The organism is Arsukibacterium sp., from assembly GCF_033721375.1.
Lineage (GTDB): Bacteria > Pseudomonadota > Gammaproteobacteria > Enterobacterales > Alteromonadaceae > Alishewanella.
Genome location: NZ_JAWWAP010000001.1, coordinates 452,325 through 468,585, shown reverse-complemented (window position 1 = coordinate 468,585; position 16,261 = coordinate 452,325). Strand labels below are relative to the sequence as shown.

At 48.6% G+C, this 16,261-nt stretch carries 12 protein-coding genes; 7 read left to right on the top strand and 5 right to left on the bottom strand.

Annotated features, from left to right (window positions below; genetic code table 11):
• Positions 1–2: 2 nt before the first annotated feature.
• Positions 3–968 (top strand): MlaD family protein, encoded by a 966-nt coding sequence (locus tag R3187_RS02150; RefSeq protein WP_318965051.1) that lies wholly within the window; start codon positions 3–5, stop codon positions 966–968.
• On the top strand, positions 961–1,605 hold the full coding sequence (locus R3187_RS02145) for an ABC-type transport auxiliary lipoprotein family protein (protein WP_318965050.1): 645 nt from the start codon (positions 961–963) through the stop codon (positions 1,603–1,605). The genes R3187_RS02150 and R3187_RS02145 overlap by 8 nt, the downstream gene beginning before the upstream one ends.
• Positions 1,606–1,653: 48 nt before the next feature.
• Here the strand turns inward: R3187_RS02145 and katG are convergent, their stop codons facing one another.
• Entirely contained in the window at positions 1,654–3,876 is a 2,223-nt protein-coding gene (katG, locus tag R3187_RS02140; RefSeq protein WP_413229010.1) for a catalase/peroxidase HPI, read from the bottom strand.
• A gap of 259 nt (positions 3,877–4,135) precedes the next feature.
• Here katG and R3187_RS02135 point away from each other — a divergent pair, with 259 nt between their 5' ends.
• On the top strand, positions 4,136–4,564 hold the full coding sequence (locus R3187_RS02135; RefSeq protein WP_318965048.1) for a potassium channel family protein: 429 nt from the start codon (positions 4,136–4,138) through the stop codon (positions 4,562–4,564).
• Between the two features lie 74 nt (positions 4,565–4,638).
• On the opposite strand, the gene R3187_RS02130 is transcribed toward R3187_RS02135, so the two are convergent.
• Positions 4,639–5,586, bottom strand: a complete 948-nt coding sequence (locus R3187_RS02130) for a carbohydrate kinase (protein ID WP_318965047.1) — start codon at positions 5,584–5,586, stop codon at positions 4,639–4,641.
• 193 nt (positions 5,587–5,779) lie between these two features.
• On the opposite strand from R3187_RS02130, the gene R3187_RS02125 reads away from it, so the two are divergent.
• On the top strand, positions 5,780–7,720 hold the full coding sequence (locus tag R3187_RS02125; RefSeq protein ID WP_318965046.1) for an alpha-amylase family glycosyl hydrolase: 1,941 nt from the start codon (positions 5,780–5,782) through the stop codon (positions 7,718–7,720).
• 166 nt (positions 7,721–7,886) lie between these two features.
• Here the strand turns inward: R3187_RS02125 and R3187_RS02120 are convergent, their stop codons facing one another.
• The 3 genes from R3187_RS02120 to R3187_RS02110 all read right to left on the bottom strand — a co-directional run bounded on the left by R3187_RS02120 (position 7,887) and on the right by R3187_RS02110 (position 12,949).
• Positions 7,887–9,113 (bottom strand): MFS transporter, encoded by a 1,227-nt coding sequence (locus tag R3187_RS02120; RefSeq protein ID WP_318965045.1) that lies wholly within the window; start codon positions 9,111–9,113, stop codon positions 7,887–7,889.
• Between the two features lie 215 nt (positions 9,114–9,328).
• Positions 9,329–10,354, bottom strand: coding sequence for a LacI family DNA-binding transcriptional regulator (locus R3187_RS02115; protein ID WP_318965044.1), 1,026 nt, complete (start codon positions 10,352–10,354; stop codon positions 9,329–9,331).
• Positions 10,355–10,522: 168 nt separating this feature from the next.
• Positions 10,523–12,949 (bottom strand): TonB-dependent receptor domain-containing protein, encoded by a 2,427-nt coding sequence (locus R3187_RS02110; RefSeq protein WP_318965043.1) that lies wholly within the window; start codon positions 12,947–12,949, stop codon positions 10,523–10,525.
• Between the two features lie 385 nt (positions 12,950–13,334).
• Between R3187_RS02110 and R3187_RS02105 the strand changes: the two genes are divergently transcribed.
• From R3187_RS02105 to R3187_RS02095, 3 genes are all read left to right on the top strand, one after another.
• Entirely contained in the window at positions 13,335–14,705 is a 1,371-nt protein-coding gene (locus R3187_RS02105; RefSeq protein WP_318965042.1) for a ribonuclease J, read from the top strand.
• A 139-nt stretch (positions 14,706–14,844) separates the two neighbouring features.
• On the top strand, positions 14,845–15,480 hold the full coding sequence (locus R3187_RS02100) for a sigma factor-like helix-turn-helix DNA-binding protein (RefSeq protein ID WP_318965041.1): 636 nt from the start codon (positions 14,845–14,847) through the stop codon (positions 15,478–15,480).
• A complete protein-coding gene (locus tag R3187_RS02095) occupies positions 15,477–16,250 on the top strand; it encodes a DUF3307 domain-containing protein (RefSeq protein WP_318965040.1) in 774 nt (257 codons plus the stop codon). Before R3187_RS02100 ends, R3187_RS02095 begins: the two co-directional genes overlap by 4 nt.
• The last annotated feature ends 11 nt before the right edge of the window (positions 16,251–16,261 follow it).

Below are 16,261 nucleotides of genomic sequence, written 5' to 3'. Positions count from 1 at the left end.
GGATGGAAACGAAAGCCAATTACATTATTGTCGGTGCTTTTACCCTGCTATTTGCGCTGGCTGCCGTGCTGTTCGGCCTGTTTAGTGCTAAGTATGCCAGCGACAGCGCCTGGCAGCGCTATCAGGTGGTTTTTAATCAGTCTGTTATTGGTCTGGCAAACGGCAGCCCGGTTTTGTACAACGGGGTTAATATTGGTCGGGTTGCTGATATTAGTCTTAATCCCGGCAATGTCAGAGAAGTGCTGGTCACCGTTGACATTACAGCAAAGGTGCCCGTCTATCAGGACACTGTTGCCACTATTCGTCTGCTGGGGCTGACCGGCAATGCCGCCGTGCAGCTGAAAGGTGGTACGCCGGGCAGTGCAGTATTAGCAACGAACCCTGCCGAGCCGGGGCAGATCGAATCGGTATCTTCACCGCTTAACACGCTGCTGGAATCGTCTGAGGGGATAGTGGTTACGGCCAATAAGGTGCTTAGTCAGCTTGATACCTTGTTAAGCGACAGCAATATCGAACGAATCAACACCACACTCGGCTCACTGCAGCGCTTTAGCAGCTTGCTGGCCGCACCTGACAGTGCGCTTAATCAGCTACTGACTAACAGTGCCCGGGCCAGTGATGGCTTGCCAGAGTTGCTGAACCAGCTTAGTCAGATCACCGCTAAATTCGACAAGGTGCTGACTGTTGTCGACCAGGAATTTATTGAAGATTTGCCAGAGCTTAAGCACAACCTGGCTGGTACCCTGGCTAATCTGGAATCGCTGTCTGGCCGGCTTGACACGCTGGTTGCCGGTACTGAGCACCAGCTAAGCCAGTTCAGCGGCGTCGGTTTGCGGCAGTTGTCTGCTGGTCTGGAAGATCTGCGCACCCTGATCCGTGACCTGAGCAGGCTGGTGCAACAACTTGAAAACAATCCGGGCCAGCTGCTGCTGGGTACCGAGCAACCAGAGGTATACGGTAATGATTAACTGCAGACAGTTAACAGCACTATCCGGCCGGTTAGCGGCGTTTGTATTACTGCTGGCAACTGCCGGCTGTTCTGTGTTACCAGAACCGAAGCCAGTGCAGTTGCTCGACCCACAGTTAGCGACACCGGCGGCGCTGCCAGCGCCGGAAAACTGGAGTCTGAACATTAACCGGCCGGTTGCCGATCCGCTGCGCGACTCAAACCGGGTGTTGATCCGCACCCGGCAAGGACAACTGCAGGTTCATCCTTCTGCGCGCTGGGTTGCCGCAAGCCCTGATCTGCTGCGCACTCTGCTGGTCCGCTACCTGCGGGATAGCCGGGCATTACCGCAAACCGGGTCTGCCGCGGGCGGGCTGGATCGGACCCTGGATATCGATTTACGGCAGTTTGAGCTGGTGGAAGACAGTAACCGGCTGTTAGCCAAAATCAGCGTCGAAGCGAGACTTTACCACAACCGTTCAGCAAAACTGTTAGCGCGGCAGCTTTTCACCCGGCAACAGCCAGTGTCTGGCATACAACCGGCGCCGCTGGTCAGCGGCTTTGAAGCTGGACTGCAACAGATTATTCCTGAAATCAGTGACTGGCTGCTGGCGTATGATGCACCGCTGGACCCGCCTGGCAGCAAGCCGCGGCAATAAAAAAGGGCCTGTCGGCCCTTTTTGTCAGGTGTTGCTCAGTATTTGTTATTATCTGTCCAGGTTCATCACCTTAGTCCAGGCGTTAACAAAGTCATCGACAAACTTCTGCTTTGACGTATCAAAAGCATACACTTCGGCGACCGCCCGCAGTTCCGAGTTGGAACCGAAAATCAGATCAACTGAGGTGGCCGTCCACTTTTTATTGCCGGTTTTACGGTCAAAACCTTCATATACGCCATCGGTATCAGACTTTTTCCAGACCGTTGCCATATCCAGCAGGTTAACAAAAAAGTCGTTGTTTAAGGTGCCGGGCCGGCTGGTTAATACGCCGTGCTTAGCGCCCTGATAATTGGCATCCAGCGCCCGTAAGCCACCAAGCAATACGGTCATTTCAGGCACGCTTAAATCAAGCTGATCGGCTTTATCAATCAGCATCTCAGTCGGTGATTTATAGCTGGCATCTTTATCAAAGTAGTTTCTGAAGCCATCTGCTGTTAATTCCAGCAGGCTGAACGCATTAACGTCAGTCATTTGCTGAGTGGCATCACCACGACCGGGTTTAAACGGGACAGTGATAGAGTAGCCGGCATCTTTGGCCGCTTTTTCTAGCGCTGCAGCACCACCCAGTACAATTAAATCGGCCAGTGATACTTTTTTTCTGTTGCTGTTAAAGCCGGCCTGGATTTCCTTTAGAGCGCTTACTACTTTGGCTGTTTCCGCCGGGTTATTTACCGCCCAGTCTTTCTGTGGCGCTAAGGCAATCCGGGCACCATTGGCGCCACCACGCATATCGGTGTCGCGGTAACTGGCCGCTGATGCCCAGGCCACGCGTACCAGCTCAGGTACCGTTAAACCGGTGTCCAGAATTCTGGCTTTAAGGGTTTTAACATCGCGCTCGTTAATGGTGGACTGGCTTGCCTGATCAACCGGATCCTGCCACACCAGAACATCTTTTGGCACTTCGCTACCTAAGAAATTACGTGGCGGGCCCATATCGCGGTGGGTTAATTTGTACCAGGCTTTGGCAAAGGCTAAGCGGTACTCTTCCGGATCGGCCAGAAAACGCTCAGCGATTTTGCGGTACTCAGGGTCAAACTTCAGCGCTAAATCGGCCGTGGTCATCACCGGCGGGTTAAATTTGCCTTTGACATGCGCATCAGGTACCGCTTTATGTAGTGATTCATCAGTGGGGATCCACTGAATAGCACCGGCCGGGCTGCGGGTTTGCTGCCAGTCAAAGTTAAGCAGGTTACTTAAATACAGTGAAGTCCAGCGGGTAGGGGCCTGAGTCCAGGCGCCTTCCAGGCCGCTGGTTACGGTATCTTCAGAGTGGCCTTTACCACATTTGTTTTTCCAGCCAAAACCTTGCTCTTCAGTGCCCTCGGCAGCCGGCTCAGCGCCCAGACAATCTGCAGCTTTGTGCGCGCCATGCATTTTACCAAAAGTGTGGCCACCTGCGATAAGTGCCAGGGTTTCCTCATCATTCATCGCCATCCGTTCAAAGGCAACCCGAATGTTTTTGGCAGAGCCCATTGGGTCCGGCACGCCTTTTGGCCCCTCGGGGTTAACATAAATAAGGCCCATATGGGTGGCCCCCAATGGCCGCTGTAATTTGCCGTCGGCATCTTCCCGATCACTGGCCAGCATTTCTACTTCCGGCCCCCAGTACACCATATCAGGCTCCCAGTCATCAGTCCGGCCACCGGCAAAACCATAGGTTTTGAAACCCATATTTTCCAGTGCGACATTACCGGCCAGCACCATTAAGTCAGACCAGGACAAGGCTTCACCGTACTTTTGTTTAACCGGCCATAACAGCCGTCGGGCTTTGTCTAAATTACCGTTGTCTGGCCAGCTGTTAAGAGGCTCAAAGCGTTGCTGGCCGCCCCCGGCACCACCACGGCCATCCAGGGTGCGGTAGGTGCCGGCGCTGTGCCAGGTCATGCGGATAAAGAATGGGCCATAGTTACCAAAGTCGGCTGGCCACCAGTCCTGTGACTCGGTTAACAGGGCGTTGATGTCCTGCTTTACTTTGGCCAGATCAAGTTTGCTAAACGCCTCTGCATAACTAAATTTGCTGCCATACGGGTTAGACCGTGCATCGTGATCACGCAGCGCCGACAAATCAAGTTGATCAGGCCACCAGAACTGATTATCCCTGACGGCCACCCCTTTGCTTGCGCCGGTAGCCACTGCGCCTTGCGGCTTGGCCATTTCAGGTTTTTGCGGATCGTTGGCAAAAGCCGCCCCTGAGGCCAGCAGCATACTCATCATGCCGGCCAGGATTGTTTTGTTAAATGCTGTTGTTTTCATTGTTTGCATCCTTAATGTTATCTATGGTTGTTGAGACAATGACACGGTAAAAGCTGAACCACACTGATCAGACTATAGTAAGTTTCTGATTGTTTTATGTGAAATAAAGCGATTGTCCTAACCTTAAAAATCGATTTAAGGCAAGCAGGGCCACTCTGCTGCAGCGATCGGTTTGAATATTGGCTGACGGTTTTTTTATCTGATGAAGGGGCAAAGCATGATTGCGGTATGGCTGATAAACAGCTTAGTTGTGGCCATTGTGGTGATTATTCACTACGAATTTTTATACCGGCTGACAATAACTATTCCAAATCTGAACATTAAGCACCGTTACCGGATTGTAGTGGGCGTGTTCGGCGCGCTGATTGCCCATGCCATTGAAATATGGGTATTTGCGCTGGTGTATTATCTGATGCACCGCTCTGATGGCTGGGGTGAGCTCAGTGGCAATTTTGATGGCAGCCTGATGGACTGTGTCTATTTTTCGTTTACCGTATTCAGCACAGTCGGTTTTGGCGATATTGCGCCGTTGGGGGAACTGCGGTATTTAACCGGCATTGAATCGCTGACCGGCCTGGTGTTGATCACCTGGACCGCCTCATTTTTGTTTTTTGAAATGCAACGGAACTGGAGCGGGCGGAAATAATTATCGTAAAACAATTCTACGAACAGCTCGTAGTTAAAAGTTTCCACCATATAAAATGTATGATTTATAAAATTTTATTCTGACTCCCACTCATAGCGCGTTGGTAAGGCAGTAAAAGCGCCGAAGTGCTGGCAGGTCAGTGAACCTGCTTTAATCGCTTTGCTGAGTATAAGTTTTTGTTTGATTTCGTCCTGCAAAAGTGCAGGCCAGGTTTGGTCGGATAAATGCTGACTAAGCTGATAAAGCCAGGCGCCAACGAACGAATCACCCGCTGCTGTCGTATCGACCACATTAACTGCAGAGACAGGTAAACTGAATATATGCTTGCCATAGCTGTTTACTGCATTGCTACCAGCAGTAACTACTAACCAACTATTGCGTTTAGCTTGCAGTTGCAAAAGCCAGCTTGTTGGATCTTGTTGCTGTGCAAGGTAATTCAACTCATCATCGCTAAGTTTAATGATATCGGCCTGCTGTAATAACTGTGATACCAGACTAATGTCTGCTTTGCCATTTGCCCAAAGATTATGGCGTAAATTGGCATCGACCGACACCAACCAGCCATGTTTATGAGCTTGCTCTACCATGGCAAAACTTGTATCCGCAATTGCTTTATCTGTCAGACTATTAGAACACAAGTGCAGAATGGCAGGAGCGTGCCAGAAACCCACCGGCAAATGCGCCATGGTATAAAGCAGGTCAGCTGCTGGTGGCCGGTAAAACGAAAAGCTGCGGTCGCCTTCGTCATTCAATGCTACAAAGGCCAGCGCTGTTTTTGCGTCACTGGTGGTTGTGCAGGCATGGCAGTCCACACCGTAATGAGCAAGTTCTGATAACAAAAACTCACCAAACATATCAGCGCCCAGCATGCCCACAAAGCAGCCCTGACCGCCAAGTTTTGCTACGGCAACGGCAACATTTGCCGGTGCGCCACCTGCAAAACGACGAAACAACCCGGGCTGTTTTGGGTCTTGTAAGAAGTCGATTAGAACTTCTCCAAAGCAATATACTGGTAATGACATATAAGTCTCCCGGGATGGAATAAATGTGTTCAGATATTAGATGTTAATCTAAAATGTTTAAGTTCAGGCTACTCCATAGGGTGAATATTGTAAATATTCTGACCAAAAAAACAGCTGTTTTTTTCTTATCTACTTGCATTACAGTCTGAATAAGGCAAATATAGTGTATTGCGTAGGAGAGGGGAACAGAGAGATGGCCAACAGAAGCTTATCAGAATTGCAGCATAATCCAGTAGCGCTGGCTAATTTTTCCAGTGAATTACTTAAACGTTATAGCTCTTCTCTGAAAGCGATAGCTAAACAGAACTGGCCGCTGTTTGAAGCCCGTTTAAAAACGCATTTACCTGCACTGGTGCAACTATATCTGCCGCTATATGGTGAGCGTTTTGACAGTTATTATTATTTTGAACAGCTGTTAAAGCTATTGGCTAAAGCCGTTTTTCAGCGGCCTGCCTATTTACTGGCAGATGATGAGCAGCCACAAGACTGGCATAAACATCAGAATGCCCTAGGCTCTGCCTGTTATGTCGATTTATTTGCTGATAATTTTACGGGGTTGGCTGAGCGTATTCCTTATTTAAAGCAAACTGGCATTAATTACCTGCATCTGATGCCCCTGTTTAAAGCGCCAGAGCCCAATAGTGATGGCGGTTACGCTGTGTCTGATTACCGTAAGACGATGCCCGCGCTTGGCAGCATGCCGGAGCTGGCTAAATTAATGCAACAGCTGCATCAGCATGGCATCCGGCCGGTACTTGATTTTGTGTTTAACCATACTTCTGACGAACATCGTTGGGCGCAAAAAGCCAAAGCGGGTGATAAAGACTACCAGCAGTTTTATTTCTTTTTCAGCGAGCAGGAATGTGAGCAATATGCGCCATGGTTGCGTGAGATTTTCCCTGAGATCCGTCGCGGCTGTTTTACTTTTGAACCGGGCACACAGAGTTGGATCTGGACCACCTTTAACAGCTTTCAGTGGGATTTAAATTACGCCAATCCGGCGGTATTTAATGCCATGGCCGAAGAAATGTTATTTCTTGCCAATCAGGGGGCCGCGGTACTAAGGTTAGACGCTCTGGCGTTTGTTTGGAAAGAGGCTGGCACTAATTGTGAAAACCTGCCAAAAGCACACACTTTAATTAAAGCTTTCAACGCGGTCACCCGGATCGCTGCACCAGCGTTACAGTTTAAGTCTGAAGCGATAGTGCATCCGGATGAGGTGGTGAAATACATTTCGGAGGAAGAATGTCAGCTCTCATATAATCCTCTGTTGATGGCGTTGTTGTGGAATAGCCTCGCTACCCGTAAAACCCGTTTATTGACTGAATCATTACAACGACGTTTTGCGATAGACCCACATTGCAGCTGGGTAAACTATATTCGTTGCCATGATGACATTGGCTGGACCTTTGATGACAATGTGGCCTGGCAATTGGGTATTAACCCTGAGCATCACCGGCAGTTTTTAAACCAGTTTTATACTGGCCAGTTTAGCGGAAGTTTTGCCACTGGCGTGCCATTTCAGCAAAACCCTGTTACCGGGGATTGTCGCGTTACCGGTATGCTGGCGTCGCTTACCGGGGTAGAGCAAGCGCTACAGAATTCAGATGACGCGCAACAGCAGCTGCAGCTTGAGCAGGCGCTGGCACGAATTTTTGTTTTAAATAGCGTAATTTTAAGTATTGGTGGCCTACCGCTGCTCTACATGGGTGATGAGTTAGGCTTGTTGAATGATTACAGCTACCAGCAAGACCCGGCTAAAAGGGATGATAGTCGTTGGGTGAATCGGGTTAAAATGTCTGAGCAACAGCTGTTAGCAGCAAAAGACGCTGCGAGTTTGTCCGGGCGTATTTATCAGCAGTTACAGCATCTAGTTAAGGTAAGAGCCAGCCTGAAAGTGTTAGGGCAGGGCAGCACAGAAATTTTAGCAAGTGGTAACCCCCATTTGTTTTCCTACCAGCGACAAGCAGACTCGCAACACTTACTTTGTGTAGTGAATTTTAGTGAGAATGAGCAGCTGTATGCTGGCTTAGCAGCCGGAAAATGGCGTGACGAGTTAACGGGGCAGCAGTTTGAAGGCCAAACCATTAATTTAAAGCCTTATCAGGTAGTGTGGCTAAGCTCCATGAATTGAATTTAAACAAGCAGCGAAAGCCGGCATCTGTGAAAACGCGTTGCCGGCTTTTTTTGTTAATAAAATTGCTTTAGCACAAGCAAAAAAAAGCCCCGCGGGGCGGGGCTAAAAAGGAGAAATACAGGTTTATAAAAAACTTTTATACAATAAAATTTTATAAAACAACCTAATGTGACATTATCTGCAGTTGTTGCTCTGCAGGGTTTACCAAGTGATTCCACCACAAACCAACTGTCATAATAAGAGCAAAGCCCGTTGCCAGGTAAAACCCATAGCGCACATCACCAAATATATCACCAACAATTCCCATCATTAGCGGGCCAAGGGCCGCGGCTAGTGCGGTGAACGCTAAAATTAAACCAGCCGCTGCTCCGTGTTGATGTCGGGGGAAACAACTGATGCCTTTAGAATTAAGTGTTGGGTACATCATTGACATAAACAAACCGGAAAGTGGCATCAGCCACAACGCCCAGGCTACACCTTGCCACATACTCAGGACAAAACATAAAGCGATGGCGGTACTAAACCAAGCCAATAAAATAGTCCAGCTAAAAAGGGTTAACAACCACTCTGCTAAAAAACGACCAACGGTGCGTAAGATAAAAAATACTGTGATAGCATGTGCTGCCAGCAATGTGTATTGGCCGTCGTATTGTTGCAGCAAAGTTGGCAGCCACACAAACACCGCGACTTCGGTTGCTACATAGCAGGCTATGGCCAGTGAAAAACCAAGTGCATAAGGATTTTTTGCCAGTTTAAGGCAGTGCCAGATAGACGTTTTTGGCTGGGTAACGTAAGCAGGGTAGTCCATGCGCCAGGCGATAATCAGTAAAATTGCGCAAATTAAGCCTGCAACCAGATACAACTGCTCCCATGCCATATCCAGCATCAGCAGTACTGCAACCAGGGCTGGGCCGACAATAGCGCCCAAGCCAAAAAAACCTTCTACCCGGTTCATCAGGCGGGTATGGCTAAGGGTATTGGGGCTAATGTCGCCAATCAGGGCCAACGCACCTGTTTTAAATAAACCTATGCTTAAACCACATAGGCCGAGCAGCAGCATATAAAAGTAAAAGCTCTGGTTAAGTGCGAAAGCGAAGCAGGCCAGGGTGTAAATAAACAGGCCAAATAAAATGATCTTTTTACGCCCAAGTTGATCCGCCAGCTGCCCCAGAAATAAGCCAGACAATCCAATAAAAATCATTGGCACATAGTGAAAGGCTGCGGCCTGGGTAAGGCTAAGATCAAACTGCTTGACCACTTCCGGTATAATCACACCAACTGCATCGGTGGTCATAGCGAAAACAAAGAACATCAGGCAAGTCATCCACTTTACCTGGGTGTAGGTGTGCTCGGTTACCACAGCCGTGGTAATTACTGGTTTGTGCTGCATGTTGTTACCCTGTCTTGTGCAGGCATGATGCCTGTCAGTTTTATTTTGCCAGTACAGTCATAATTTTCTGGCTACCACTTTATGGTGGTTTTGATGTTATTGGTTATCGCTGGTTTGGCAAAAAACCATGCTTAAAATTACACCTTAAACGTTTAAGTATCAAGCGAGAGTTCGAAAAATGAACACAAAAGTTGCTGGTTAATCAGTTTATGTCGTTAGCAGCTGGTGCGTAGCCTTAATTCACACTCGAGCAATATGTCCTGCTGAACATCTCCAGCCAGTAACATGCGGGCTGCTGTGCGGCCTTTTTCATCGCTATGCTGAGCAATAGTCGTCAGGGCAGGATAAGCTCGCTCAGCTTCTTCAATGCCATCGAAACCAACCAGTTTTAAATCTTCCGGGATCTTTAAACCGAGTTGCCTGGCTACACTCATTGCACCAAGAGCAATCCGGTCGCTCATACACAACAACAATGTTGGCCTCGGGTGTTGCGTCAGTGCTTCTCTTGCAGCAATTTCTGCATAGTGATGGTTGTTAACCGGTATATGCCAGATTTGCTCGGCACTGAGTTCACGGTTTAAATCAGCAGCGGCCGCCAGATAGCCATCGAGTCGACGGCGGGAGATGGCTTCATTTTGATCATACAGCTCGTGGCTTTGCAGCCGGCAAACCCGGTTTGAATCGAGTAAGCGCAGGCCCAGGACAGCAACCTTGCCAGCTTGCTGTTGCAGAGCATACCGGGCAATATCATAGGCATAGCGATAGTTATCGATATTAACTGAGCCAATGCTTGTTAAGTTACAATCGACACTAATAATCGGTTTGCCGCTTTGGATAACGCGTTCCAGTTGCTCGTGATTTTTAGGGCTGCCATAAATAATAAAACCGTCAGGCAGCGCTTCAGCAGTGCTGTGAACCGCTTTGACACCCGACAGCAGTAGCATGTCTTTGCCATGTTGCTGCAGCACTTCAGCAATGCCTTTGATGAGTTGGTTTGCTACCGGATCACTGACTGAATACTCCAGTGAATCAGACAATAAAATAGCGACGATATCTGAGCGACCGGTACGCAGACTTCTTGCTTGGGCATTCGGACCACTGAAGCCCAATTTTTCGCTTTCTTTTAAAATATGGCGTCTCAGATCAGCAGAGAGTTGATCAGGACGATTAAAAGCATTGGAAACGGTGGCTATTGACACGCCAAGGTGTTTTGCCAATGACTTAAGCGTAATGTTCGCCATGTATTAGCTATTCCTTATGCGAAAAGTTCTCATCAATAATTCCATAAGCACTTTAATACAGTTGAACTTAAACGTTAAGGATTATTGTTGTGAGAAGTGAGGTAAGTATTTGTTTAAGAAAAAAGCGGCTGCGTATGCAACCGCTTTCAGATAATGGGTTAACGTAGTTTAGAACTGATAACGCAAACCAACTGAGGCGGTACGACCATTAATAGTGCGCGCCGTGATAATGCCATTTTCAGGAATACTGCCCTGCTCTGCTTCAGTAATACCAATGGTATCAAACAAGTTATTGATGTTCAGAGAAAGTGTCAGGTTTTCTGCCAGTTCATAATTTGCAAAAGCGTTAAGCTGAGTGTAACCACTGAATTTCAGGTCATTATTATCCTGAGCATAAGAATCAGTGGTACCAACCAGGCTGATGCCGACCTGAGCGTTATCCATTGTGTAACGTGCCAGTAAGCTATAAATCATATCTGCCTGGCGCCTTGGGGTATTACCAACGACATCTGGGTTTAACGCATCACTGCTGATTTCAGCGTCAGTAAACGTCACTGAACCACGGAAATCAAAGTCGCCGATACGGTAGCTACTTTCTAACTCGATACCTTTAGCTTTATAAACCCGGTCGAAAAAGAGCTGAGTTGTGGCTTCAAAGTTTTGCTCATCGGTTTCTGCGAAAAACAAGGTCGCAAACAAGTTAAGGTTGCCATGGCGGCTTTTACTACCAATTTCATATTGTTTTACTTCGTCAATGGCATCTTCACGTGCTACTGAACCATCAGCATTAACTTTGCCGAACAACAGGCGGTCAGCATTAGCGCGGGCACCTTTGCTAATCCGGCCAAACATTGCCCAGTCGCGATTGAACTGGTAATTAGCACCGACAGAATATGAATTGTAACCCCAGCTGTAATTGACCAATTGTGGGTTGGCTAAATCAATACCGGATACACTTTGCTCAATTTGACTGATAACGCCATCGCTGTTCATATCGCGACTGCTTTGCGAGGCGCCGGCATAAGTGCCGGTGGCTTTACCATTGTCCCGCCTTACACTGGCATCAAGTGACCAGTCACCAAAGGCCCAGCCAACGTTAATATAGGGTGCTTTTGTACTGTATTGGGTGTCATAGTTACGTTGGCAGCAGTTTCCCCAGAAAGGAACTCCATACGCCAGCTGACCTTGCTCTGAGAATGCTGTTCCATCTGCTGCGTTAACATTTAATAGTTCGGCATTATTTCCTTTCAGGGCCATCAGGTACGAGTTCCATAGCCATGACATGCTGATAGTTTGATCAGCCATGTAATAACCAAAGGTGACATCGACGTCGCCAAAACTTCTTGCTAATTTAAGATCATTTACCATGGAGCCAAAGTCATTGATTTCAACATCAAAGGTATGGATCCGCATGGCATCTGCTGCAGTATAGTTTTGGCCAGCCTGGGGCCCTACAGCATAAGTAAGCGTCGAGTTATTCCCTGCAATACTGTCTGCAATGCCCTGTGCGTTGCCCACTTCAGCAGGGAACAGGGTAATGAAATTGCCACTGACATCACTAATTCTGAAACGATTGTCTAAGGTCCAGTTTTCATCTAAATCAAATTGCGCTTCAATACCAAAACTGTCGACTTTCGGGTTCATACCGTTGCGTACATCACCGCGAGAGATTTGATTGTCACCATTCAGGCGCACGGTTTGGGTTAAATAAACCGATTGCAAGGTGTCTTTTTGTGCATCGTAGCCCGGCACTGAACTGCCATTGGCATACATTGGCATTGGCATATAACTGGCTGCGCGGTCGTTAAGATGTTTTGCATACACTCTGACATAGCCAGCACTGAATTCTTTTGTCACATTCGCTTTGATTTGATACCCACGCTCACCCTGATAGCCCGGATCGCGAACGCCTTCACCCTGACGGACAAAGCCACCAAAATGAAAACGCATGTCGTTGTTAATATCTCCACCGAACTCAAAGTCAGTTCTGAACTGGTCGAAGTTTAAGCCTGAACTGACGGCAATGCTGCCACCCTGGTTTTCACCGGTTTTGCTGATAAAGTTAATGATGCCACCCGGTGAATTACTGGCTGCAGTACTGGCTGAACCGCCACGGATTACATCTAATCTGGCCATGGTGGAATCTGCCCTGACAAAAATGTCTGCATTACCAAAGGCAATATCGCCAAACTGTAACACCGGTAAGCCATCTTCCTGTAAGGTTAAAAACTTGGCACCGCCTGCGGCAACGGGCAGGCCGCGTACCGCAATATTTGCATTACCTTCACCACCTGTAGATTCACTTCGTACACCAGGCAACATCCGGAAAATTTCAGCTGTTGAGCGCGGGCTTGATACATCAATATCTTCAAATGTCAGGGTGCTGACGGAGACACTTGATTGCATAACTGACTGATTTCGTGATACAGCCCCGGTTACTAAAATACGTTCAAAACCAAGGCCTGTACTGGCTGAGGATTCCGTTGTTGCTGTTTCGTTCTCATTTTCAGTTTGTTGTGCAATGGCTGTGGTGCTGCCTATTGCCAGGCTTATGGCTAGTGCCAGGCAGGAACGATTTAAGTTCTGTGTTTTCATCTGTTGTTACCCTCGTCAATCTGAATTAATGTCATTGCAAGTCGCTTAATCGTTTAAGCTTGTAGGTCTGATTAAAGGTCGAATGAACATCGTTAAATTTAATTTTTTTCAGCTAGTCAAAAGCAATTGCGTTGATTGCTCGTTATTTTTGGTTTCGTTTGAACGTATGATCCGAAAGCGCTTAACTTCTGTTGCCCGCTACTGTTGTTAATTTCATCATTCGAATCATCTTAAACGTTTTACCTCTAAAAATAATGAACGTCAAGCCTGGTTAATAACTAAACAGGTTTATTTCTTTCCAAATGCTTAATTCTTGTTGTTTCACTGTGCTGTTTGCTTCTTTGCCGCGTACAATAACTGCCTTTATCAACCAAAGGATGCTGTTTTGACTGTCCGTTTACCTGCAGATTTGCTGCCTGGCCCCAATGATTTATGGTTTCTGCCACTGGGTGGCTGTGGCGAAATTGGTATGAATCTGAACCTGTACGGCCATGACAGCCGCTGGTTGATGGTGGATTGTGGTGTAACCTTTTATAATCCGCTGCAGCCAATCGCCAGCCCGATCACCGCCGAAGTGCAGGCAGCGGATCCGGCGTTTATCGCGCAGCGCAAAGAACTGCTGGCAGGTATTATTATCACCCATGCCCATGAAGATCATATTGGCGCCTTACCATTCTTATGGCCACGTTTGGGCTGCAAGGTGTATTGCACACCTTTTACCGCAGAGGTTTTACGCCGCAAAATTGCCCGCAGTGGTTTATCGCAGAACATGCCAATTATTGAGATCCCACTTGGTGGCACCTGCCAAATTGGCCCGTTTTTAATTAACTGGCTGAATATTACCCATTCTATTCCCGAGCCACAGGCACTGCTTATCAGCACTGTCGCCGGTAAAGTATTCCATACCGCCGACTGGAAAATTGATAAAGCGCCAATGACTGGCCGGCCTTTTAAACCGCAGGTGTTTAAGCGATTGGCCAATCAGAATATTACCGCGATGGTTTGTGATTCTACCAATGCGCTGAAGCCGGGTTTCTCTGAGTCTGAAACCGCCTGTTACCAGGGGCTGTATCAGCTAATTCGCCATGAAAAACAGCGGGTAGTAGTAAGTGGTTTCAGCAGTAATATTGGCCGGTTGATTAGCCTGGGCCATGTGGCACGGCGCACCGGCCGCTATTTAGCCCTGTTTGGCCGGGCGATGGAGAATATGGTGGGGGCTGCCCGGGCCTGTGGTTACTGGCCCGATGATATTCCACTGATAGAGCCCGCCCATGTGGGCTATTTACCGGCGAATGAAGTACTGGTGGTTGCGACCGGCAGTCAGGGTGAGCCCAGAGCGGCCCTCAGCCGGCTGGCCCAGCAGCGCCATCCGCATTTAATCCTGGAAGAAAATGATCTGGTATTGTTTAGCGCTATTCTGATCCCGGGCAATGAAATGCTGGTCAGCCGGCTGATTGAACAACTAAAGGCGCTTAAAGTACGGACCCTGCAAAGTGCTGACAGCCCTGAGCTTATTCACGTATCAGGCCACCCGAACCAGGGCGAGCTCGATGTGATGTATCGCTATGTGCAACCGGCGATAGCGGTGCCGGTGCATGGCGAAGCGGCGCATATTCAGGCCAATGCAAAGGTAGCCCGGGCAGCGGGTATTCCTCAGCAACTAACCGGCCAGAACGGCGATATATTTGTGCTGTCGCCTCAGCCCCGGGTGTGGCCACAAGCGGTGGCAACGGCCAGGATTGCAGTAGAGCATTAGGCTTACCGCTAGCGTCGGCCCGGCCGTCAGGTAACCTTATTCAGTTACTTTCCTACCATGTAACTAATTGTGGTTACATATTTGACATGTAACCAAATTGGGTTACTATTAAAGGCCTGAAGCGCTAACCGGGATTGTTATGCCTGCCAACTATGCCGTATTAACCGGCGACTTTGTTAAATCACGCAGTATTGCTGGTGGCCAGTACGATACGGTGTTGTATCAGTTAGAGCAGCTATTGGTTTCACAGGCAGAATCGCTGGGTTGCAGCTATAACTTTTATCGTGGCGATGCGTTTCAGATTTTGCTGGCGCAGCCTGCTGCAGCGGTAAAACTGGCTATTTATATCCGGCTAACCCTGTTAAGCCTGGGCCGGGATTGCAAAATCAGCATTGGTCTGGGGGAAGTAACTAATTTGCGGGATGATGTCAAAAGCGCCAGCGGCCCGGCTTTTACGTTATCGGGCAATGGCCTGGACAAACTGCCAGCCAGCCAGCGTTTCGCCATTCATAGCCAGCAACCCCTGCTGCAGCAGATACTAGCGGTACCGTTGCAGATGGCAGACAACATGCTGGCAAAACTTACTGCCCGCCAGGCTGAGGCACTGTTACTGTATTTTCTGACCCCAGGCAGTTCCCACGAAAGTATCGCCAGCAAACTGGGAACTTCCCGTGAGAATGTCACCAAATTGCTCAATAATAATCACGCTGACTATCAACTGCTGCAGGCGTTTATTCAGTACTGCGACAGCCATATTACAAGGAGTTTGCAATGACAGACAGCAGCTTACTGCTGGGGTTAGTGCTGGTACATATTCTGGCCGATTTCTTTTTGCAGCCCACCGCCTGGGTACAGGCCCGGGCAGCCCGGCACTGGCGCTGCGCCCAGTTGTATTATCATGGCTTAATTCACTTTGGCCTGAACCTGCTGCTGTTAGCGCTGTGGTATCAGTTCAGCTGGTCGGCCGTCAGCGTTAGCGGCGTGATTGGTTTAGCGCTGCTGATTGCCGCCAGTCATCTGCTGATTGATATTGGCAAGTCGTACTTTAACGGCCTGCGTTATTTTGTGCTGGATCAGCTGTTACATCTGCTGGTTATTGTGCTGGTATGGTTGTGGCTGGCAGAAAGCGGATCCAGCATGCTGGCAAAGCTAGGGCTGGCGTTACTTAATAAAGAGTATCTGCTGGTGTTGCTGGGGTATCTGCTGCTGATGAAACCGGCATCGGTATTGATAGGTCTGGTGCTGACAAAAATATCGGCGCCTGTCAGCAGTGCCAAACAGGGCTCACCGGCGGCAGGCCATTTAATCGGTATTGCTGAGCGCTTGCTGATCCTGACGTTAATTCTGGCCGGCCAGTATTCGGGTGTCGGCCTGGTCGTCGCGGCAAAATCAGTGCTGCGCTATAACGATTTACGCGACTCGCACGACAGGGCATTAACAGAATATATTCTGCTGGGATCACTATTAAGCTTTGGCATTACCTTGCTGGTGGCCATTGCAATGTTGAGTCTGATGACGCAAAGCATCCCGCCGGTAACGGGTTAGGCCTTACTGAC